The sequence below is a fragment of the Maritalea porphyrae genome (genome assembly GCF_030159895.1).
GTDB classification, from domain to species: domain Bacteria; phylum Pseudomonadota; class Alphaproteobacteria; order Rhizobiales; family Devosiaceae; genus Maritalea; species Maritalea porphyrae.
In genome coordinates, this window is the sequence record NZ_BSNI01000002.1 from 261630 (window position 1) to 283992 (window position 22363).

General features: G+C 52.1%; 19 protein-coding genes, 1 tRNA gene and 1 pseudogene. 10 read left to right on the top strand and 11 right to left on the bottom strand.

The window, feature by feature from the left end; all coding sequences use genetic code 11:
* Positions 1-32: 32 nt before the first annotated feature.
* The 7 genes from hemC to QQL65_RS04760 all read left to right on the top strand — a co-directional run bounded on the left by hemC (position 33) and on the right by QQL65_RS04760 (position 8809).
* On the top strand, positions 33-983 hold the full coding sequence (gene hemC / locus QQL65_RS04730; protein WP_284362405.1) for a hydroxymethylbilane synthase: 951 nt from the start codon (positions 33-35) through the stop codon (positions 981-983).
* Positions 983-1714, top strand: a complete 732-nt coding sequence (locus QQL65_RS04735; protein WP_284362406.1) for a uroporphyrinogen-III synthase — start codon at positions 983-985, stop codon at positions 1712-1714. The genes hemC and QQL65_RS04735 overlap by 1 nt, the downstream gene beginning before the upstream one ends.
* Before the next feature lie 51 nt (positions 1715-1765).
* On the top strand, positions 1766-3151 hold the full coding sequence (locus QQL65_RS04740; RefSeq protein WP_284362408.1) for a COG4223 family protein: 1386 nt from the start codon (positions 1766-1768) through the stop codon (positions 3149-3151).
* A complete protein-coding gene (locus QQL65_RS04745) occupies positions 3148-4545 on the top strand; it encodes a heme biosynthesis protein HemY (protein ID WP_284362409.1) in 1398 nt (465 codons plus the stop codon). Before QQL65_RS04740 ends, QQL65_RS04745 begins: the two co-directional genes overlap by 4 nt.
* A 183-nt stretch (positions 4546-4728) precedes the next feature.
* Entirely contained in the window at positions 4729-6699 is a 1971-nt protein-coding gene (locus QQL65_RS04750) for a methyl-accepting chemotaxis protein (protein ID WP_284362410.1), read from the top strand.
* 164 nt (positions 6700-6863) lie between these two features.
* Positions 6864-7820, top strand: coding sequence for a hypothetical protein (locus QQL65_RS04755; RefSeq protein WP_284362411.1), 957 nt, complete (start codon positions 6864-6866; stop codon positions 7818-7820).
* A gap of 125 nt (positions 7821-7945) precedes the next feature.
* Entirely contained in the window at positions 7946-8809 is an 864-nt protein-coding gene (locus tag QQL65_RS04760) for a hypothetical protein (RefSeq protein WP_284362412.1), read from the top strand.
* Positions 8810-8813: 4 nt separating this feature from the next.
* Here QQL65_RS04760 and QQL65_RS04765 read toward each other — a convergent pair whose 3' ends face one another.
* Positions 8814-9527, bottom strand: coding sequence for a deiodinase-like protein (locus QQL65_RS04765; protein ID WP_284362414.1), 714 nt, complete (start codon positions 9525-9527; stop codon positions 8814-8816).
* A gap of 9 nt (positions 9528-9536) precedes the next feature.
* Complete coding sequence (locus QQL65_RS04770; protein ID WP_284362416.1) at positions 9537-9968, bottom strand: MarR family winged helix-turn-helix transcriptional regulator; 432 nt, start codon at positions 9966-9968, stop codon at positions 9537-9539.
* 503 nt (positions 9969-10471) lie between these two features.
* On the opposite strand from QQL65_RS04770, the gene QQL65_RS04775 reads away from it, so the two are divergent.
* From QQL65_RS04775 to QQL65_RS04785, 3 genes are all read left to right on the top strand, one after another.
* Positions 10472-10546: transfer RNA gene (locus tag QQL65_RS04775), tRNA-Thr, on the top strand.
* Between the two features lie 64 nt (positions 10547-10610).
* On the top strand, positions 10611-11111 hold the full coding sequence (locus QQL65_RS04780) for a hypothetical protein (RefSeq protein ID WP_284362417.1): 501 nt from the start codon (positions 10611-10613) through the stop codon (positions 11109-11111).
* A gap of 274 nt (positions 11112-11385) precedes the next feature.
* Positions 11386-11706 (top strand): hypothetical protein, encoded by a 321-nt coding sequence (locus QQL65_RS04785; RefSeq protein WP_284362419.1) that lies wholly within the window; start codon positions 11386-11388, stop codon positions 11704-11706.
* 137 nt (positions 11707-11843) lie between these two features.
* On the opposite strand, the gene QQL65_RS04790 is transcribed toward QQL65_RS04785, so the two are convergent.
* The 9 genes and pseudogenes from QQL65_RS04790 to QQL65_RS04825 all read right to left on the bottom strand — a co-directional run bounded on the left by QQL65_RS04790 (position 11844) and on the right by QQL65_RS04825 (position 22026).
* Positions 11844-12380 (bottom strand): hypothetical protein, encoded by a 537-nt coding sequence (locus QQL65_RS04790; protein WP_284362420.1) that lies wholly within the window; start codon positions 12378-12380, stop codon positions 11844-11846.
* 353 nt (positions 12381-12733) lie between these two features.
* Positions 12734-12973 carry a helix-turn-helix transcriptional regulator gene (locus QQL65_RS04795; RefSeq protein WP_284362422.1) on the bottom strand — a complete coding sequence of 80 codons (240 nt, stop codon included), beginning with the start codon at positions 12971-12973 and terminating at the stop codon, positions 12734-12736.
* Positions 12974-13254: 281 nt separating this feature from the next.
* Complete coding sequence (locus QQL65_RS04800) at positions 13255-13803, bottom strand: tyrosine-type recombinase/integrase (RefSeq protein WP_284362424.1); 549 nt, start codon at positions 13801-13803, stop codon at positions 13255-13257.
* 6 nt (positions 13804-13809) lie between these two features.
* Positions 13810-14139 carry a site-specific integrase gene (locus tag QQL65_RS16535; RefSeq protein WP_348529152.1) on the bottom strand — a complete coding sequence of 110 codons (330 nt, stop codon included), beginning with the start codon at positions 14137-14139 and terminating at the stop codon, positions 13810-13812.
* A gap of 15 nt (positions 14140-14154) precedes the next feature.
* Positions 14155-14421: pseudogene (locus tag QQL65_RS16540) on the bottom strand (integrase arm-type DNA-binding domain-containing protein); the annotation flags it as partial.
* A gap of 271 nt (positions 14422-14692) precedes the next feature.
* Positions 14693-16435: a type I restriction-modification system subunit M gene (locus QQL65_RS04810; protein ID WP_284362426.1), complete on the bottom strand. Its 1743-nt coding sequence runs from the start codon at positions 16433-16435 to the stop codon at positions 14693-14695.
* Positions 16432-17670: an AAA family ATPase gene (locus QQL65_RS04815; protein WP_284362428.1), complete on the bottom strand. Its 1239-nt coding sequence runs from the start codon at positions 17668-17670 to the stop codon at positions 16432-16434. The genes QQL65_RS04810 and QQL65_RS04815 overlap by 4 nt, the downstream gene beginning before the upstream one ends.
* Complete coding sequence (locus QQL65_RS04820; protein ID WP_284362429.1) at positions 17667-18830, bottom strand: restriction endonuclease subunit S; 1164 nt, start codon at positions 18828-18830, stop codon at positions 17667-17669. The genes QQL65_RS04815 and QQL65_RS04820 overlap by 4 nt, the downstream gene beginning before the upstream one ends.
* Positions 18831-18987: 157 nt before the next feature.
* Complete coding sequence (locus QQL65_RS04825) at positions 18988-22026, bottom strand: type I restriction endonuclease subunit R (protein ID WP_284362430.1); 3039 nt, start codon at positions 22024-22026, stop codon at positions 18988-18990.
* Positions 22027-22363: the final 337 nt, after the last annotated feature.

The following is a 22363-nucleotide window of genomic DNA, read 5'->3' on the forward strand; positions in this document are numbered from 1 at the left end:
ACTGCCTTTGCCTACATCAAGTGGAAAGCCCATTGCAATCAAATCAAACAACTAAACCATTTTTGCGTATCGGCACTCGCGGCTCCTTGCTCGCTTTGGCCCAAGCAAAATTGGTCCAATCCAAGCTTGCCAAGTTCCATAAGGTCGAGACCACAGATATTCATATCGAGGTGATCAAAACCTCAGGCGACATCATTCAAGATCGCCCCCTTTCAGAGGTTGGCGGCAAAGGCTTGTTCACCAAAGAAATTGAAGTCGCGTTGCTTGAGAACCGCGTCGATATTGGTGTGCACTCATCAAAAGACGTGGCCACTCAACTGCCCGACGGTTTGGGACTATATGCATTTTTAAAGCGCGAGGATGTGCGCGATGCATTTGTATCGCTAAAGCATAAATCGCTCGACGACATGCCAGAAGGGGCCATCTTTGGCACCTCATCGTTACGCCGCGCGGCGCAAATGTTGCGTCATCGACCTGACCTCAAAATTGTTGAATTTCGCGGCAATGTGCAAACCCGCATGAAAAAGCTTGAAGCAGGCGTCGCTGATGCCACATTGCTCGCCTATGCTGGCTTGAGGCGCTTGGGCCAAACCCATATCGCCAAGCAAATGATTGACCCCAATGTATTTATGCCCGCCCCCGCCCAAGGGGCAATTGGTATTGAATGTAGGGAAGATGACACGCGCACCCGTGAACTTATTACCGTTCTCAACCATGCGGGGACCGCGGCCGCGTTAGTCGCCGAGCGCCATTTCTTGCATGGACTTGATGGATCTTGCCGCACCCCAATTGGCGCTTACACTGAGATAGACGGCAACGACATGAAGGTGATCGGGCAAATATTGTCGATCAATGGCACCACCGCTTTTGAAGGTGAAGTCACGGGACATGTTGCGGATTGTGCAGAAATCGGCCAGCATCTAGCGCAAATCTTGCGCGAACAGGCAGGCGAAAACTTCTTTGAAAGCTTTGAGGTGCGGTAATGAGCGGCAAAACTCTATTGGTCACACGTCCCTTCCCTGGTGGGCAAAAAACGGTCGCCAGCCTGATGGATTTGGGACATCAACCAATGGCCGCCCCGCTCTTTTCAAAACGTATTTTGCCATTTGATGTGCCTTCGCCACACAATATGGTGGCCACTATTTTCACATCAGCCAACGCGGTAAACGCCGTGCTGTCGGCCGAACTGGAAATCGGCCATCAATTGCTGCCCTGTTTCACCGTGGGCGACACCACCGCGCAAGTAGCTGAGAACAATGGCTTTCACAATGTGATCAACGCCAAGGGTAATGTCCAAGACCTGATCGCTATGATCAAAAAAATGGGCTTGGGCGGCGACTATTTCTACCCTTGCGCCATTGATCGAAAATCAGACATCGAGCAAGCCTTTGCTGGCACTGAAGTGACTGTGCGCTCGACACCCGTTTACGAGATGATTGCTGCAAAATCCTTGCCAAAGCCGGTGATCAATCGCCTTAAAGAACATTTGATCGACGCTGTGCTTTTATATTCTGAACGGGCGGCAGCGCATTTTGCTCAACTTTGCGAAACAGAAGATATTGATATTTCAAAATTGAATTTCGTCTGCTTATCGCCATCTATCTGGCATAGGCTGGAATCATCGGGCGCAAAATTAGGCCGGGTAGCCGAAGAACCAAACGAAAATGCATTATTTGCGCAAATTGACATTTTGTCTGATGGCAAATCAGCCTAACAAGGCTTAAATCATACTGATCTCCCATTTGCGGCATAAGGGACAAGATTTATGGCAGACGACAGCAAAAAAGGTCCGGTTAAACCCCCGATCATTGACGCAAAACCGACAGACAAGGCAGACGCGGGCAACAAACCCGCAACTGCTTCGTCGCGCCCAAATCCAAAAACCACGCCCAACGCCTCTACGGCCGCCAAAGCTGATGGCACGAAGCCAACATCTCAGCCAACTGGCGCAGCTAATAACAAACCGTCCTCAAAACAAAATGATGGACAAAAAACCGCAAACGGATTTTCGCTCACGACACTTATTGTCGCTAGCATCGTCGGCGGTGCTTTGGGCATCGGCGGTACAAGTTTTATGGCCCTAAACGGCATTAGCCCGTTTGAAAAAGCGGTGCCGAGCGTGCAGTTCAACACCAAAATGGAAGCGCTGCAAAAGCGGGTCTATGATTTGGAAAATGCTCCAAAAGCCGATTTAAGCACTTATCTAACGGCGGACAATTTGAGCGCGTACGCAGACAAGAGTGCGTTAGACGCAGCAACGGCCCAAATGAGTGCCGTCGCTGATCAAGTAGCGCAACTGCAATTGGAAATTTCCGAGCTCTCAAGCGCCGAACCAACGCCAACATCGACAATCGATCCCGCAGTCATCAATTCTCTTCAGAGTGAACTTGATGGGCTGAAAGCTTCCATACTGGAGTTATCGCCTGACAATTCGAGAGCGCTAGAAGCACAATTAGAGCAAAACCAAAAGTTGGCTGAAGCCATATCAAAAATTTCTGCGCTGGAAACGACCCAATCTGGAAACAAAGATTCCATTGCAACCCTAGCTTCAAGCCTAGCGGAATTGAAAACGGGATTGGCCGAAGTACAAACCGCAATGGCGCAAAAACCTGCACCGGTCGAATTGCCTGCAACCGCCAACTTACCACTCATCATTGATGCTTGGGAAAATGCGTTGCGCAATGGCACGCCATATGCTGATTTCGTTATCGGCGCGAACGCCATTTTGCCGAACCTGCAACCTAGTGAAGAGCAATTGGCAACGGCTGAAAATGGCGTCTCAACGATTGCAGCTTTGCAAAGCGAGTTTAGCAACTTGATTCCCCAAATGGTGAAATCCAACGCTGAATTGCCCGACGATGCGGCTTGGTACGACAAACTCGCTGCGCAAGTGAAATCTGCCATTGGACTGCGCCCGCTAGATCAGACCGGCAGCGACCCGCTTGCGCTTATTGCAAGAATTGAGGCTGCGCTTAAACAACAAGATTTGGCGGCAGCACGATCGGCATTTAGTCGGCTACCTGAAAACCTCAAATCCTCTTCGGGCCAGTTTGAAGAGCACCTCAATGGCCGTCTTGGCGCCGAGCAATTGCTTGCAGAAGCCAGACAAGCCGCTCTGAAAATCGCCACCACCCAAGGAGCAACACAATGATCCGCATGTTCCTTGTAATTGCACTGTCGCTCGCCATTGCTCTTGGTGCCAGTTGGATCATTAGCCTACCCGGCAATGTGACAATCGAGGCCTTTGGGTATCAGATGCAACCTGGCTTAGGATTGACCGTATTTGGTCTTATTCTGTTGATGCTGCTCACCATTTTTGTTTGGGCAATTCTGCGCCGGATCTTTGGCATTCCAGCACTTTTTTCTCGCGCTGCGGCTAAGCGCAAGCATAATCGCGGCGTTGATGCCCTATCAAACGCCATTATTGCTTTGCAAACAGGCGACCCTGCAAAGGCAAAACAACTCGCGCGCGAAGCGCGGGTAAAGCTAAATGGCAATAGCGCTGCTCAATTGCTCGAGGCACAGGCCAGCGTCAAGCTAGGCAATTGGAACGATGCACGCGAACAATATCGGGATATGATTGCCAACCCTGATACTGCGGTGGCCGCACTTACCGGCCTTTATGAACAAGCCCGTCAGCAGGGGCGAGAAGATGCCGCGCTGAAGTTCGCCCAGAAGGCTGTCACGCTCGCACCAAAGTTGGAATGGGCAAATGAGGCGGTATTTAACGACCTTACAAAAAACGAGCAGTTTGAAGATGCGCTTGAGCATTTGACCAACATGCCGTCAAGCCGAGCGGACCGCGCCAAGATTAAGCGCTTGGATGGTGTGCTACGCACCGCCATTGCTAAGCGGGATGAAGAATCTGATCCGGACAAGGCAATTCAATTTGCCAATGACGCCCTAAAGCGCATTCCAGAATTTGTGCCTGCGGCCCTCATCGCGGCTCGTATATACATCAACCGCGGCGAAGTCCGCAAAACTTCCGGCCTATTGCGACGCGTCTGGCGCGCAGACCCACACCCACATATCGCAATGCTATACGCCAACGCTCAGCCCGGCGCCTCAGCAGTTGAACGCTTGAAACGCACCAAAAGCCTAGTTGCCGAAACAACCAATAATCTCGAAGCACAAATTGTTTTGGCGACAGCCGCAATTGAGGCTCACGAATGGGATTTGGCGCGGGCGGCCCTGCAGCAATATGTTGACGACAATCCAACCCAAGCGGTTTGCGCGCTCATGGCGCAGATCGAACAGGGACAGACCGGCGACCAAGGTAAAGCTCGTGCTTGGCTCGGCCGCGCGATTACTGCAGCATCAGAAAAAAGCTGGATTGCCGATGGCATTAGCTCAGACGAATGGGAGCCAACCTCGCCCCTAACCGGCAAATTAGACGCTTTTGAATGGAAAGCCCCACAACGTGCAATGTCCAAACAATCGGCAGCTACGGCGAACAGCGGCACGTCAAAAGATGTCAAAGACGAAGTTGCAGCGATCTCATCAGATGCGAAATCACCTGAAACTGACCGCACAGCGCCACAATAAAAAGACGGCATTCAGGCAAATACTCATTTGCAGCTTTATTGCCAACACCATGTAAAACAACGCTAAGCGTTGGTTAAACCACCGCTATTTACTGCCATGCAATCGATTACAACTTATTAACCTCCCGGGCTTAAGCTGCGCCCATTCTGTCTTTGCGGCAGTTGACCATGTCTGGAGGAGAGCATGACCAAATCAAAGTCATTGTTCGGCGGTATTAAGTTCTCAACATCCATTGTTGTGTTAGCCATCGGCAGCCTAGCTATTGCGCTAACGCTTGCCATTGGCGTTGTATATTTCAACATCGCAAGCGGGGTTAGCGAATCCGCAAAGTCACAGCTTGAAGCAAACCTTAGGATAACTGCAAACCTGTTCCAAAAGAGCACGCCAGGCGTGTCATTGGAAATGAACGAACAGAACGAAGTTGCCAAGGTCACGACCAGCAAGATTCCGAAATTCTTCAACAACATCTTGTTTGATCAAATTACCGCCTCCACGGGTCAGCAAGCCGCATTCTACAAGATTGACAAAAATACCGGCGAACTGGTCACATCAACTTCAAGTATTGTCATTGACGAAGAAGGCAACCGTGCCGTTGGTGAAATTATCGCCAAAGACAATCCGATCTTTGTCGAGACCATGGCTGGCAATGCCCACTACGCTAAAGAAACGCTTTTCGGTAACTCCTACTATGGCGTCTATGTGCCACTGTTTGGCAAAGAGGATGTGGTTGGCGGCGTAATCTATGTTGGCATTCTAAGCGCTCCAATCGATGCGATCAAAACCAACACACTAATGTTGCTCACCATCGTAAGCGCCATTGTGTTCGTCATTATGGGTGTTCTCGTTACCATTGTTGCAAATCGTCTCATCCGCCCACTCGCTCGGCTCGCAAACGCTATGGAAACTGTAGAACAGGACCCAGCGAGCGCAGAAGTGCCTTACACAGAAAATACAAATGAAATCGGCGAAATGGCCCGCGCCGTTGAATCTTTTAGACGCAATGGTCTCAAGATCAATGAAATGTCCAATGAGATGCAAGAAGCCTCGACACAACGAGCAGCTGACCGCGCGCAAATGATGCAATCCCTGCAAGAGGCGTTTGGCACCGTGGTCACCGCCGCCGTCAAAGGCGATTTCTCAAAACGAGTTGACCGCGAATTCCCAGACGAGGCACTCAACCAACTGGCAACGGGTATCAATGAACTTGTTCAAACGGTAGATCGTGGAATCCGCGAAACTGAAGAGGTGTTGTCTGCACTCGCCAACGCTGACCTGACATTGCGGGTGACGGGCGAGTATGAAGGCGCATTTGCAAATCTAAAATCCAACACCAACCAAGTTGGTGACCGCTTGACCGAAATTGTTGGCCGCTTGCGCAAAACATCCGGTGGACTAAAAACAGCGACCAGTGAAATCTTGGCTGGTGCAAATGATCTGGGCCAACGCACAACGCGCCAGGCCGCAACCATCGAAGAGACATCTGCGGCGATGGAACAACTGGCCGATACTGTCAGCGAAAACGCCAAAAAGGCGGAAGACGCCACTGACAAAACAAAAATCGCTGCCGCGCTTGCTGCTGAGGGCGGCAAGGGTATGGACGCTGCAAACAACGCAATGGAGCGAATTACCACCTCGTCCGAAAAAATCTCAAACATTATTGGCTTGATTGACGACATCGCGTTCCAAACCAACCTATTGGCCCTCAACGCTTCTGTTGAAGCAGCACGCGCTGGCGAAGCAGGCAAAGGCTTTGCGGTAGTGGCCGTTGAAGTGCGCCGGTTAGCCCAAAGTGCAGCCCAAGCATCTTCAGAAGTTAAAGAGCTCATCGAGCAGAGCGGAAAAGAAGTTTCGGATGGATCAAAATTGGTCGCGGAAGCGTCCAAGAAACTCGAATCAATGTTAGGGGCGGTAAACGAAAATGCGACCCTGATGGCGGAAATTTTCGCGGCCAGCCGAGAACAGTCCCACTCCATCGACAGCGTTGGCACCGCAGTGCGGCAAATGAATGAGATGACCCAGCACAACGCAGCGCTTGTTGAGGAAACCAATGCCGCGATTGAACAAACAGAAGGGCAAGCCTCTGAACTTGATCAGATCGTTGAACTATTCACCATCGAGAAAGCAGACAAGTCGCCTCGACTATCCGCTGCGTAATCGCTTTCATCTAATTATTTTGAGGTGCCGTTGGTCCATTGCGGGCCAGCGGCATTTTGTTTGACCGCGCAGCAATGGAATTGAGATGATTTGCGGAAAATACCAATTGGCAAGCAACCAATTGCTGCGATAGGTTGCACTCAAATCTTACTTTGAGTCTCCTTATGCGCTTTTATCCTTTATTTCTTGGCAGCTTTTTCTTTTGCTGCTTGCTGATCACTGTTCCCACATTCTATGACTATGTTGTCACCAAGCAGATCTTTGCTTTCGAATGCGGCAAGCCAATTGAAGACTATACTTGTTTTCAAGACGAGCTTGACCCAAACGGTGCGTGCAAACCCGCAGACCCTGAATTTGATCGCGCCGAGCGCTCGCTGGTGCGCGTCTTCATTGCATCACCTGAAATCGTCAAGCAAGCGACATGTTCCCTCGATCAGATTAACGTCATTCGCTACCTTACCGATATGCCGGGCAAAATTCGATTGCGCGACAACCAGCTTGATATCTCTTGGAGCATGCTTAAAGAACGCAATTTTCTCTTCACTGACCGGCTCCTTTGGTCCCAAGCGGGTTACGTTTTCAAAGATGCATTTGTAAAATATCGCGACCGTCGAGACTTATTCATCGACTTCACGCAGCCAGAGGAAACAAAAGGGTTGGTTGGACTTGATGTAGCAACGGTTCTTTATCATGAACTTGCAACCAAAATCGCGAAAGAATATCTAAGCGCGGGGGTCGACAATTGCACGCCCAAATCGTTTGTTTCCAAGCTCACAAATTGCACCTCACCTGTTCGCCAAAGCCATGGCAACAGTGCATGGAACATGGACGAAGACCCGTTTAATGCTTTCACCAAGCCGTATGACATTTGCGATCCAACCAAACAATTCGCCCAAAGCTTTTCCGCACTTCTGATGCGTGAACATTTGGGTGTGGCGTACAAAATCTACATTGAAACCGATTTGCTGCTGGATCAAAACTTGCTGCTCAACGCCAAGGCCCTGCAACCAAAAATTCAAACTGCCCGCGCCCTGCTTTCATATGACTTTTCGACCCCCGAAGGTCGCCAACTAGCTAGAGCAGATCACAAATCCTGCACGGGCGCCTTTGCACTAAATTGAAAGTCCACGCATTGAATTTCAAACCAATTTTGTTTGGCTGTGTCGCCATTCTTATTCTTGTTTCTTTTTCGTTTTCATTCTCAATATCGTCAACGCCGCCTCCTGCATACAAAGTGACTTGCGGCATGCCATTGCGTGAAAAACTATGTTTTCTTGACTCTCAGGGGATTGCTGAATGTGGTTTAGATGAAAAGCGGTTTGACGTATTAGAAGACCGGATTTTTGGTGTGTTTGAAGTCGCACCTGAACAAGTAAAAGGCAAAATGTGCACAACAAGTGCCTTTGTAGTGGCACACCCCGGCAATGGTATAGAACCTTGGGTGGGCGCGTTCACCAACTATGAGGCCATCGGAATTAATCTGGCGCTCTGGCAGAATATTTTCACACCTTTTGAATCATTCCTCCACGGCATGCTCACAGGTTATATTGGCGAAAACCGCTTTAATTCAATCAAGGGTGCAGAATTTATAAAAATCAAAATGGACGATGAAAGCGATTTCAAACCTGGGCTTAATTACACATTGGCACAAATGATCTTCCATGAGGTTGCTCATCTTGTTGAAGCCGATCTCAAAAAGCCAGCATTCCACTGCTTGCCTAAGCTTGAGGAGCAACAGGGTTTGCCACTGATAGAACCGGAAGCATCAGCATATTGCGAAAAATATCTTCACCCCGATCAAGACATTACGCTACTCGAAAAGCTGCAAAATTCTAATGTGGTGTCCCTATATGCAACGTGCTCAAAGGCTGAGGATTTCGCTGAAACCTATACCGCATACATTATGTCAGAGCACTTAAACCGAAACTTCACGGCAATTGTCGACGATCGCGAGATTTTCAGCTCAGCACGCCACCTTCAGTCCGAAAAGCTCAAAGGAAAAGTGAACACGATCAAAACAATTCTGAATTTCGGCAAGCTAACTGATAGCAAGAAACTGCAATTGGCGAGACAGCACAAATCCTGCACGGGCGCCTTTTCGCAGAACTAGCCGTTCAACATCTCACATCGGGCGCTATCTTTTTCTCGCGGTTGAGCAAAAGCAAGAAGTTGCGTCGGATGACGTTTTTCCAAATGAGCAGCGGCAAACCCTTAAAAAAGTCGGCCACAGAACCTTCTCCGCTGGCCCGCAGTGTCTTAATCGCAATGTCAGGTCGTACAGGTTTGAAATAGCTTTTCACATGTGCCGGCTTGCCTTGCACCAATCGGTCCAACGCCTTAGCGGTTGCCTCCGGATTGTTCCAGTCTGCGCAAAAAAGAACACATCCATTTCTATTGATGATGAAAACCGCGTTGGGATAAGACCCATATGCGGCGTGCGCGGTGCCTTCAATGTCATCAATTAGGATGCGGCGCCCCTCTCCATCGGCTGTGAGTTTGCAAGCGCATGCCTGTTTTTCGCTAAAGTCTTGATGCGCACCAATGCGGTTGCCCGGATGTGCTTCACGAACATATAGAATTGCAAAAACTACATTTGGATGCTTTTCGACAAGTCCACGCATAGATTTCCGACGACCTTGAAAAAGCGGACAAGTAATCGACCCCAGTTCGAGAACCAAAAAGTCGCCTTCAAAATCAAGCAAATTGACCCGATTGCCTGCCACATCTTCTAGTGCAAAATCTGGTGCTTTATGACCCAAATCCGGCCCATTGAACTGATCAAGGTTGTAATCATTGGTTGAAAACTCATCATAATTGTAGTGAGCCATCAAACCCTCCTATTCTGTCAAATTGCTTGTCATTTTGCGCAGCAATTTCACCAGCTGCGTTTGCTCTTGTGCATCGAGTCCTTGCTGCGCTTCATCGATAATCTGGCTGGCGATTGGCACCAATTCTTGCTTTAGGTCACGCCCCGCCGGCGTTAGAAAGACTTGCGCCCGACGCCTGTCACTTGGGTCGACCTTGCGCACTATGAATTGTTTCTTTTCCATCGCGTCGAGAAACCGCGTAATGGTTGTTCTATCGCGAATTGTAGCGTCGGCAATTTCACTTGGCGCCCGACCATCTTTTTTCCAAAGCAACAGCAGAACGGCCCATTCTTCTGCGCCAACATTGTGTCCGGCGAGTTTGAACTTGTCCGCCAATTCCCGCCGCACAAGAAAGCTCAGCCGATTGATCCAATGCAAAGATATATTTTCAAAATCCATCATAATAATTGCTATATACAATAATTGTAGTTTACAATCAATAGGAAAACCACTTGACCAAAATTCAATTCCAGCGTTCACTTACCCCAACGTCAACAATTCGAGAGGAGGTGATCCAATGTCTAATCATTATTCGCAAAAAGGTATGGGCTTTGGAATTGAGGTGAATGTAGCGGGGCCAACGCACCGTTAACACCACTCTTTTCGGGGCAAAATGCAGCTCTCTTCTGCATGCCCGGGGCTTTAGCCTTTATGAATTAATGAGATTGGGTCGTGACTTCAAAAGGGTCACGACCCTTTTGTTTGAGGATATTCTAACCTCTTGCGCCGGACCAAATATCAGATAATCTTAACTCAAACATCTCCCACCGCCGCTGTAGCTCAGTTGGTAGAGCACGTCATTCGTAATTAGCGGGTCGGTCTGGGAATTGCGTTCGATGCCAATGAGTTGGCAATGCAAGGCATAAATTAGTAGGCTATTAGTAGGGTCTGCGCCGAATTAACAAGCCGCTGTAGCTCAGGGGTAGAGCAGGTCTTTCGTAAAGACAAGGTCGGGAGTTCAAATCTCTCCAGCGGCACCAGTCAACATTCTGAATTTAAATCATTTTCTAACCACTGACAACAGAACTCAAACAATTACATACTTTGAAAGACACTCGAAAAATGGCAGAACTTAGGGAAAGCACACTTGGCGAGCTCCTCAAACTACATATTGACGTGAATGAAGAGCTACGGACGCGTGGGGTTTTACGCAGCAATAATAATCCGACCGGCGATTTGACAGAGTATTTGTTTTGTTTAGCTTTTGGCTGGCAGCAGGCTCCAAATTCTGAAAAAAGCTTCGACGCAACAGACAGCGATGGCATCAGATACCAGATTAAGGGGCGCAGAGTTCATCGTCGGAACAAATCAAGGCAGCTTTCTTCAATCCGTGATTTTTCAGGATTTGATTTCCTTGCAGCTGCGCTTTTCGATGATTCTTATAAGGTCAGCAAAGCCATCATTTTGCCTGCAAAGTGCGTTGTCTCCCGTTCCGTTTATGTAAAGCACACCAACAGCTACAAGTTTATGCTGCGCGATGAAGTCTGGGCAACTCCAGAGGCAATAGATGTCACTTCAAAACTATGTGCTGCGGAAAATTCCTGAGATCAGCGCCCTTTCGATTTCCCCAAAATCATACTAATATGTTTGCAGGCTTGGCGTTTGCCAATCCCGGGGCGTAGTAACCCCTCCGTCAGCGGTCGGTATCGACCGCAACGATACCTCCTCGAACCTTATGGTCGGGGAGGCGCTGGCGCATGTCCAGGGCTTCGGCCTAAAGGCCATCGCGGTCGTCTGACGGCGGCTTACTAACTCCCCGGCTGCCAGAGGGAATCTCTGGTGGCCGTTTTCATTTGAAACGGATTTGGGGAGTAGTCACGTGGAAGGCGATTACAATTTCTGGAAAGACTTTTTCGACACATACCAGTCGCTATCGGACTGGATGAAATTCGCGTGGCTGATTGTGCCGCCAGCCTTCACCTTGGGCTTGGTCTCACTGATAATGAGGTCGCGGATCGAGAGGAATGGGGCAAACCACGGACGCACCGGCAAGCTGGTTTATTCGGTCTACAGGGACAAGGACGACCAATTCCAGATTGTTACCCACATGCAGGAATTCGACGTGCAGCCGACCATATTGCTGCTTGACCCACCCAACCGCGAACCTCACGCGCCGCAAAACCCAACCCGCCGCACGTAACCCCGCCGCGCTGGCCTTCAGAGCATGTCTGAGGCGCGGTTTATGCAGTGGCGTTGGCCATTAAACCGCCAAAGTACAACAGCGTGGCCCTCGGACAAGGCAGCAGGGCCGCAAATGGCCCCGCCACTGCTTCACGCTCAAAACTGATAGAAACTCAGTTGGCGCTGGATCGACGGTCGAACGTAATTGGTCATTAGGTCGTCGTCCGAGGCATGGATTATGATTTCCAGCTCTTCCTCGAACTCATCCCACGTCTCGACAGAATCGCCTTCCATGGCCATAAGCTTGGGCAACCAGAGATAGATCAGATATTCGAGCCCAAAGCGCATATCGAGCTGATGGAAAAACCGCCAGTGCATTTTGATCCTGACAAACCCACCCTCGGTCTTATTGATCTGCTTATGGGGTTTGTAGGTCACCAGCTTTGCCATGACCCGGCCAACAGCATTGGTGGTAATGTCCGGCGCGATCTGCCCAAAGAGCGAGCGCACCAACTTATCTTTAACGACGGGTGAATGATACTTGTCGCTCATGCACCATTTGTAGAGCTTGAGTTGAATCAGGATGTTTTGCGGGTCAGCCAAGCGAAAGCGCGGGTTACTGCTGTCATAGTCCGACAGGTAGAACAACTTTTGTCCGTCTGCCGTTATTCGGGGTCGTTTGAACTCAACCATTTGAAAGTCCTTCCTGAGAATTCAAAGTGGAGGCAATGAGTGCTACAGGCCTAAACAAATAGGCCCGTAGCAGCTTGTAATTGCGGTTTTTTTCTGGCGACTAGGCGATAGGGCTTTATAAGCCCTTTGCACCACTGCGTTGCAGTCGGAGGGTAAAACGGGCGGGCTGGTAAAAGTGGCGCGTGGGCCGCAGCGGCGTTTTGTGTAAAGCCAAGTACCCTTATTATTATATACTAATTATATATATAATATATGTATATAATACAGCAACTTAGCACACCTCGCCATTGCGGGCGCATTACTTTATTGGGCCTCTACCAGCTTCCCGATTTACCGCGCCGAGCAGCCTGCATTTAATGTAGACTTCTGTCGGGCGATGGATGGAAGTTGACTTCTATCCACTCGTCCAGCTTGGAAAGGCGGTAGAATACCCGCCCGCCCAGCCGATAGAAGCCAGGTCCGCCACCGTACACCCGAAACTTTTCGAGTCGTGACGCACTCAGCCCGCAATAGGCCGCTGCCTGTTGTGTGTTAAGGAGCACGTCGCCGCATTTCTGAACGGTTGCGCGCACTTCTTTTAGAATTGTCGACATGGCAGGTTCCCTTCTTGTCGAATCCAGATCTCACCACGGCGACGCCATGATGGTTGTATTAAGCTCTGTGTGATCGACCAGGACCGGGGTTAATCCCCGCTTGGATGTGGTCCAGAAGGTCAGTTGCATGAAGCAATCGCCTAAGGTCACCCGTCCGACCGGAGTTGCCTCCGGCAAATGCGTGTCAGTGCATTTATGAAAATAGTGGCATATTCGTTTTGGGCGCTCAAGAGAAAAGCGCTGTCCGTGCAACGCTGTCCAATATTCTCCAAGTGTACCGGTCAGCTATATTCGCCAACCAACTCCAAAATCCGGTCGGCCACCCTTTGCACCGGTCCGCGCAAGCGTTCCGCGTCTACAACAATATAACCACCCGTCACGTCACTATTGGTGCGGTGGTTCAGCAATCGCTTCAGTGCATAATAAGGCACGTCGAGGCTCTCGGCGATAGTGATAAAAGTACGCCGTAAATCGTGTAAAGTGAAGCTGACACCTGAACCAGCGCTAACCCGGAGCAGAAATTTCTTGGTCTCAACCATATGGCCAGTTTTCCCCGGCCCAGGAAAGACCCAATCAAGGCTTGTGGCGCGCGCATGCCGCTCCTTCAGCAGGTCCGTGAGAAAATTGGACATCGGCAACATAAGCGGATCGCCATTCTTCGTCTTGGGCAGATAGAGCGTGCGCGTTTCGAGGTTCACATTCTCCCACCGCAGTTTCATCAGTTCACCCCGGCGCATACCGGTAAACAAAGCCATGAGTAGAAAGTCGCGAGAGTAGTCCGGCTCGACCAACACCGCCTTCCACCATAAGGGCAGGTCTTGCGCCGTCACCACTGTCTACCGACGCTGCTCACGATGCCACGCCTGCGCCTGCGTTAATATCTGCACCGGGTTGGGCGGGAACTCGTCATGCGTTGCTGCAGCATAGTTATAGACCGACCGCAGATGCCGCATGACGTTGTTGGCGGTGGTTTTGCCAACTTGCGCCGAAAGCTCTTGGTGGCGCTTGAGCACCATCTGCCGCGTGATTTCATGGATCGGCTTTTTGCGCCATGCCCTTAGATACAGCCGTGCCGAACGCGAATAGTTTTCGACGGTATGCGGCGAAAGGTGCGGACGTGCTTTAAAGAAGCTGTCGAAAGCGTCAGCCAACGTCAGCTTGGTCACGACCTCCTGCTTCTTTTCCTTGTTGGGGTTACGCCCCTCGGCCATCTCGCCCAAGAGTGCCAGCGCCTTCTTGCGGGCAGTTTCGGGCGCGAACAGATCGGCGCGGCCAATGGTGACCCGGCAGGTGCGCCGCTGCACCTGCTTCTCGGCAAAATACACTTTGGACTTGGTGCCGACCCGCAACCCGAAACCGGGAAGCAGGGTATCGCGGTAAAATACCTGACCCGTTTGGGGAAAGGGAATGGCGTCAACCGCGTGACGTGTAAGACGTAGGTTTGGCATTTGAGACCTCCTTTCGGCCTCAACTCAACCTAACCCAACAATCTTAAATTACAAGTGATGTCAGAGACTTATGACACAAAAAGAGGCTATGTGATAGAATTGGAAACACAGTCCAACGCCCGCGCACGCGCGATCGGACGAACATCGGAATCGGTAGTGTCAGTCGAGCCTAGCTACTACTATCCAGTTTCCGCCGAAACTTTTACTCCGTTAGATTGAAGGCGTTCACTGCGGTATCCTTGCACGCATATCAAGGCACCCGCAGTCGTCATCACTTATCGACTGGTGGCAGTAGGGGAAGGCCAAGTTCCTGCAAAAATGCGTTGTGCTTCTCCGTTGCCTCACGGACTTCTTTGTCGAGCTCAACCAGCGTTTCGTGGGTGGCTGACAGATCAATTTCGGGCTCCGGTTCGGCTGTACTGATGTAGCGCGAGATGTTGAGGTTGTATCCCTCCTCAGCAATACGCTCCATGCTCACGCGCTTTGAGTAGCGATCCTCTTCCTTGCGGAACTGGTACGTCTCGATGATCTTGCCAATATGCTCTTCAGTGAGCTGGTTCTGGCGCTTGCCCTTCGCGAAATGCTCGGCCGCGTTGATGAAGAGCACGTCATCGGGCTTCTTGCACTTCTTCAACACGAGTATGCAGACTGGGATGCCCGTCGAATAAAACAGGTTCGCGGGCAGGCCGATAACCGTGTCGATGTGCCCGTCTTTCAGCAGCTTCGTCCGAATGCGCTCCTCCGCCCCCCCCCTAAACAGAACGCCATGGGGAAGGATGATGGCCATCACGCCTTCGTCCTTGAGGTAGTGAAAACCGTGCAGCAGGAAGGCAAAGTCTGCAGCTGATTTGGGCGCCAGCCCGTAATTCTTGAACCGCACATCGTCCCCCATGGCCTCGCTCGGGGTCCAACGCAGGCTGAAGGGCGGGTTGGCCACGATGGCATCGAAGGAAGGCTTCTTGGCTGGGTTCAACTCGCGCAGGATGTCCCAGTCATTGGTCAGCGTGTCGCCGTGGTAGATTTCGAATTCCGTGTCCTTCACGCCATGCAGCAGCATGTTCATGCGGGCGAGGTTGTAGGTGGTGATGTTCTTTTCCTGCCCGTAGATCTTGCCGATGCCGTGCGGACCCATGCGCTTGCGCACGTTCAACAGCAGCGAGCCGGACCCGCACGCGAAGTCGAGCACGCTGGCGAGCCGATCCTTCTTTCCGGTCGCGGGCTCCTGGCTGTCGAGCGTCACGATGGCGGACAGGATGTCTGATACCTGCTGAGGGGTGTAGAACTCGCCGGCTTTCTTGCCCGAACCGGCGGCAAACTGGCCGATCAGATATTCGTAGGCGTCGCCCAGCGCATCGACGTCAGCGGAGAAGTCGGCGAGCCCTTCGGCGATCTCGGTGATGATGGCGCAGAGTTTGGCGTTGCGATCTGGGTATGTCCGGCCAAGCTTTTCAGAAGCGAGATTAATTTCCGAGAACAGGCCGCCGAACGTGCTCTGGAACGACTCGTTCTCGATGTATTTGAAGCCAGCCTGCAGGGTGTTCAGCAGTTCGCCGTTCTGGGTGCGCGCCATATGGGCAATGTTGGCCCAGAGGTGTTCGGGCTTGATCACATAATGAACCTTGCGGCGCATTTGCTTCTCGAATTCGGCGATGTCGTTCGAATTGCGCCGATACCAAAGCTGTAGAGGAGTTGCGATGGTCGAATTGCTCGAATCTGAATCATCAAATTGTGTCTCTTCAACGCTCCGCGAGTGCTTCCGAGATTTGTTGGCCTTTTCAGCGGCTTCCGCCCTCAGCGCTGAAATCCGTTCCTGTTCGGCGGCAAGGTCTGCGTCGCTTGGGTAATCTGAGCCCAGTTCTCGCTTTGCTGCCGCCTCATAGTTATCCGACAGATAGCGCAAGAACAGGAAGGACAGCATATAGTCGCGAAAATCGTCCGCGTTCATCGCGCCGCGCAGCGTATCGGCGATATTCCAGAGCGTCTTGCCCAGTTGTTTTTGAGTTTGGTCGTTCATTGTGCGGGTGCTTCCTCTGGGACAGGCGCGGGCGCTGCGGCTGGTGTTCTGGATGGGGCGGGAACGGCGCCCGGCAAAGCGAACTCGAACCGCGTGACGAACTCGCGAAGGATGCGACGGAAGAGTTCCTTGTTGTCCTCTCCCATCTCAGTCGGTTCATGGATGGCATAGGCGCCGTGGCTTAGAAGGTTCAGCGCCCGGTTGAACAGCGCTCTATCTTCCTCGTTGTCCAACGCCTTAAGGCAAAAGGCGATGCTCGTGTGCCCGAAGAAAGAGGCTGTCTTCTCCATGACGCTGCGCAGAGCGTTGAAGTGGAATGTATAGAGCGTACCCTTCCTCGGATCAGCCGCACGCTGCAATTCGGCGAGCGTCGCCACATGGTGAAAGAAGGGCGTGTCCTCTGTCGCCTGAAGCGTGTAGCCGCCATCACCGCTCGGCCGATGCAGGAAATAGCGCCGGTGGTTAACCGAAGGCGCGTCATCAATCTTTCGGCCTAATTCATTGCACATCACGTTGAAGAAGAGGGCGTGGTGGGACGAGAAGATCACTTTGATCGGGGAGGGCTTGCCGTCACCGTCCGTTCGCGTGGCCGCCCGGCGGAGGAGCTTGGCGAGGTCACACGCCACCGAAATCGCATTGTTATCATCCAGAGACGAGATCGGGTCGTCGATATAGAGGAACTTCTTCCCCTGATAGGATTCATGCCCATCCAGCATCCGTTCGCAGATGGCCATAAAGATGCACCAGATGAAGATGTTCTGTTCGCCGCGCGACACCTTAATGTTGCTCTCGTCGCCCTTGCTAAAGCTCACATAATCAGGCTTGGAGATCGTCGCACTGCCCTGTCGGACCTCTTTATAGGTAAAGTCGAAACTGAAATCGGCGTATCGAGACAGGTACTGAGCGATTGTCTCATCCAGCGCGAGTTCCGTCATCGCATCGAAAAATGACGACTTCTCATTCAGTTGCAGACGACGCTCGCTATCGCTTTCAAAGTCGTTTTCCCAGACGAACAAATCCTCGGTGAAGGCGTTGAAATAGAGCGTGTCGGGCGTGCCTGTCGGGTTCATCTTCTTATGCTTGCGTTTGCCCGTGTCCTTGAACTCCATCGACAGGCGCGTCTTGCCGGTGCGATTGTAGGCATAGATTAGGACCAGCGAAGTCGATTTTGTGGGATTGTTCAGATCGTCGCGAAGCCGCGCCACAAGTGTTTTGAGATTTTTGTACTTGCTCATACGTCCGTCTCCCCAATCTGCGGGAAAAGCTGCTGCATCAGCCCCTTCTTGTGGGTCTTGAGCGTGTCAAGCTTTTGGGTCTCGGCGGTGATGAGGACATCGAGAGAGGTAAGGCAATCGGCGATGCGTTGTTGTTCGTCGACGCTCGGCGGCAGAGGAGCCTTCATTCCTCGCAAATGCGTCGGTCCAAAATGTCTAATTCCACCGCCTACAGCAGCAGCCTCAGCCTGCCACGAAAAGCTAGGGCTGCCTAAAAAGACCTCAAGATAACCGGCATCCAATCGGCGGCTCTTGGGCCTAAAGCGGATTAAGCCGGTATAGAATACGGCGCCCGCTGCTGCATCATCGACTATGGCGGGCCGCCCCAATGTAGCACTACAAGAAACCACAATATCCCCAACTTCGAGACGGAAATGCTCCCACTTCTTTAGGACTTTCGCAGGATCCAGATAGTTGCAGCCTTCCAACGTCACGCTTTGACCACTTAGTCCGGATAGGCGCACCAGCGGAACTCCATGGTCATGAAAGTCCACGGCCATAATGCCCGGGCCTTCTTGAAAAAAGATAACGTTTGGGAACTCGCATTCCTCCCATTTCCCCGTCCCATCAAACTCGGGGAAGCGGAGGCGGGGTTTGGTTTCGCCTTCCTGGGGGAAGAGCTGCTGCATCAGGCCCTTCTTGTGGGCCTTGAGGGCCTCCACCTTCCGTCCCTGCGCCTCGATCAGCGCATCCGCTGAAGCCAGACAGTCGGCAATCTTTTGTTGTTCCTTGAGAGAATTTGGACCCGGTGGGACAGGCACGGACAAAGCCAAGAGATCACTGTTGTTAATGCTGAGAGAACCATGGGCGCGGGCTCCAACTTCAATGAACTTTCGCAACCACCGCCCGTGCAGATTGCCCAGAAACAGGTAGTTCAAATATTTCGGGGATACCGCCTCGCCCTTGATGCGAAAGCAAGTGAATATGCTGTTCGGGACGGCAGCCAGCTCTTCGCCTGTGTAAAGCGCAATAAATCCCTCGGGGTATTCTTTTGTCGCGCTCTTGTTGTAGGCGAAGTCATTCTTCTTAAGCTGCAAATAATTCTTGTAAGAATCCCCAGCGATGATGCGCCCGAACTTCTCCATTTGGCTGACAAGACCAACGCCCGAAGTGATACTCATCGGGACACATGTCTTGTCCCCAACCTTCTTGGTGCTGATTGACACCAAGGATCCAAGGGAAACGCTCTCCCAAGGCCCTGCACCAAGAAACTCGGGAAACCGCTGCTTCGGCACCAAAGCCGCCCCGCCGCCCGTCACAGCAGATGATTTCCCCTTACTACTCATAAGCGCTCAGCCCCGAAATCTCGCGCCCCCCGGCGCGCTTGAGTAGCAACGGCATCAGGTCGGCCATAAGGTCCAGTTCTTTCACCCGTCGCGCCTTCCAGTTCAGGTCAAGGGGTTCCATCAGGTCGGTCAGCGCCTCGCCGTCAAAGATCATTCGTTGCAGGATGGTGTCGACAAAGCCTTGCAACGCCTCTTTCGCCAGCCCGTGCCTGTCCGCGATGGCCGCCAGTTCCGCCGCGTTCTTCTCTGCCTTGAAGCGGCTGTAGCCGTCGCGGATGGCCTTTTCACTGAGGCCCTCGCCCGCCTTGAGGGTATTGATATAGGCCGCGATATCTTCGCGCTCATCCATGAACTTGGCGTCGGACTGAATCAGGCCAATCAGTTCCTCGCGGCTCATCTTCTGTTTGCCGGGCGTCGCCTCGGAATAACGGGCGATCAGGCCCATGATGTAATCATAGTCGATAACTGCAGAGGCGAAGAGGACGAACTCGAAATCCAGTTGGTCGGTGTCTTGGCTTGGCGTGTCCGCGCTCTTGCCCTGCTGGGCTCGCAGTCGCTGAGCGGTTTCGAGATAGGCGCCACGGAAACCCCGAAGGTTGTCACGCGGCAGGACCTCTTCGATGGTGTTACGGTTCTCATCGGTCAGGTCGGTGTACTGGTCCAGCTGTGTCTTAAGGCGCTGGACCTCCTTGAAATGCTCGACGAAGGCCGCACGGGCCGCATCGCCTTTGAGGTTCGGCACCTCTTCGGGGGCGCAGTCGAGGCCCTGCGATGTCATGAAGGCGTCAAGCTTCTGGACGGCTGTTTCCAGTTTCTGGATGACCACGGGCGCCTTGTCGACCAGCCAGATTTCGCGGGCCTTCTCGGCTGCGGCCTCACCCGAGAAGAGGGCGATGGCAGCATCGACCGCGCCCTGCTGCTGGCGGAAGTCGAGGATGTTGCCATAGGGCTTGGTGGCGTTGAGCACGCGGTTGGTGCGCGAAAAGGCTTGGATCAAGCCGTGATGCTTCAGGTTCTTGTCGACGTAGAGGGTATTCAGGAACTTGGAATCAAAACCGGTCAGCAGCATGTCCACCACGATTGTGATGTCGATCTTGTGGTGCGGCTGGTTGGGATAAGCCTTCTTTAAGTCGGCTCCGGGCCATTGCTGGTCTTTGATCCGCTTCTGCACGTCCTGATAGTAGAGATCGAATTCACCGATCTTGTGGTTGGTGCCGAAGTGGGCATTGTAATCGACGAGGATGGCCTTCAGCGCCTCTTTCTTCTTTTCAGGATCTACCTTGTTGTCTTCCCTCTCGTTCTCAAGGTCCTCCGAAAGCTGTTCGATGTCCTTCTTCGCCTCAGGGGTTTCCGCAAGCTGGGCAGGCGGGGAAAAGACGCAAGCGATGTTCAGCGGCCGGAAGCCGGGATCGGCGGCCAGCTTCTCGGCCTGCAGGGTCTTGAACAGGTCGTAGTATTCAATGGCGTCATTGATCGACGCTGTAGCCAACAAGGCGTTGAAGCGGCGCTGTCCAGTGGCTTGGTCATGCTTGGCGAGAATTGCCTCAATCACCGCGCGTTTCGCCAATGCTTCGCCGGGCTTGGGCACGCTCTTGCCCTCCGGCTTAAAGTAGTCGACATGGAACCTAAGGACGTTTCCGTCTTCAATGGCATGGGTGATCGTGTAGGTGTGAAGGCGCTGCGGGAAGAGGTCTTCCGTCGTTTTCATGCTGGCTTGAGTGTCTTCGATCTTTTGCTGGGCGGCATTCTGTTCAAAGATCGGGGTTCCGGTGAAGCCGAAGAGCTGGGCGCGCGGGAAGAACTCCTTGATCGCCTTATGGTTTTCGCCGAACTGTGACCGATGACACTCGTCAAAAATGAAGGCGATGCGCTTGTCGCGCAGGGGTTCGAGCTGCTCCTTGAAGCTCTTCTTACCGTCTTTCTTCTGCTGCTTGTTGCGCCTGCTGTTCTCGTCCAGCGCAAGCCCCAGCTTCTGGATCGTGCAGACAATGACCTTGTCGGCGTAGTCATCCGAAAGGAGGCGACGAACAAGGGAGGCGGTATTGGTGTTTTCCTCGACGCAGCCTTGCTGGAACTTGTTGAACTCCTCGCGCGTCTGCCGATCCAGATCCTTGCGATCCACAACGAAGAGGCACTTCTCAATGTCCGGATTGTCCTTCAGCAGCGTTGACGCCTTGAAGGAGGTGAGCGTTTTACCGCTGCCAGTGGTGTGCCAGACATAACCATTGCCGCAGTCCTGGGCGATGGAATCGACAATCGCCTTCACAGCATAGACCTGATAGGGCCGCATCATCAGAAGTTTTTGCTCGCTTGCGACCAGAATCATGTAGCGGCTGATCGTCTGGCCAAGCGTGCACTTGACGAGGAACGTCTCGGCGAAGCTGTCGAGATGGACGATCTTTTTGTTGTCTACATCCGCAAACTCATAAACTGGCAGGAAGCGCTCTTCGGCATTGAAGGCAAAGTGGCGCGTATTGTTGTTCGCGAAGTAGAATGTCCGATCACGGTTGCTGACAATGAACAGCTGTAGGAAGCACAAGAGTGTCTTGGTGTATCCATTGCCGGGGTCGTTCTTGTATTCGACGATCTGTTCCATGGCGCGGCGCGGGCTTATGCCGAGAGTCTTGAGTTCGATCTGAACGACTGGCACGCCGTTGATCAGAAGAATGACGTCATAGCGATGGTGGCTGTAGTCCGTGTTGATACGGAGCTGGTTGACCACTTCGAAGGAATTCTTACACCAGTCTCTAATGTTCACGAGCGTGTAATTCAGCGGCGTGTCGTCATCACGAATAAAGCTGTTGCGCTCGCGCAGCGTTCGAGCAGCGGTGAATACGTCGGGATTAACAATCTCGTCGAGAAGCCGGGCGAACTCGGCATCGGTAAGGCGGACACCATTCAGCGCTTCGAACTTCTCCCGGAAATTCTGCTCCAGCGAGGCGCGATCCCGAATATCCGGACGATATTCATATTTCAAGTCCTGCAGTTTCGTAACAAGAGACGCCTCAAGACTACTTTCTGGTGTATTCATCGCAAGCGCGTCACTCCACAGTTTACAAAGGCGTGCAGGCCCCGTTTGAGATTCGATATATGTAACTCATAATTGGAAAGAAGTGGAGCCCCTGCTGTTGCCTTATCGTATAAACACCGCTCTTATGTTCGTGCCGAGCCGAATACTGTTTGCGCAGGTGTCTAAATGAGTCGTTTTGGTTTCCATTTTCAAGATTTCGAATAACCGGGACACCCCGACATCCACAGGCTCCCACCCCCGCCCAAAATGCACAAACCCGTTGATAGGGGGAGGTCTGGCACACAGGGCGAGATTCGCGATTAGTAGGGCAAATCAGGATTAGTAATCCGCTAGTAGG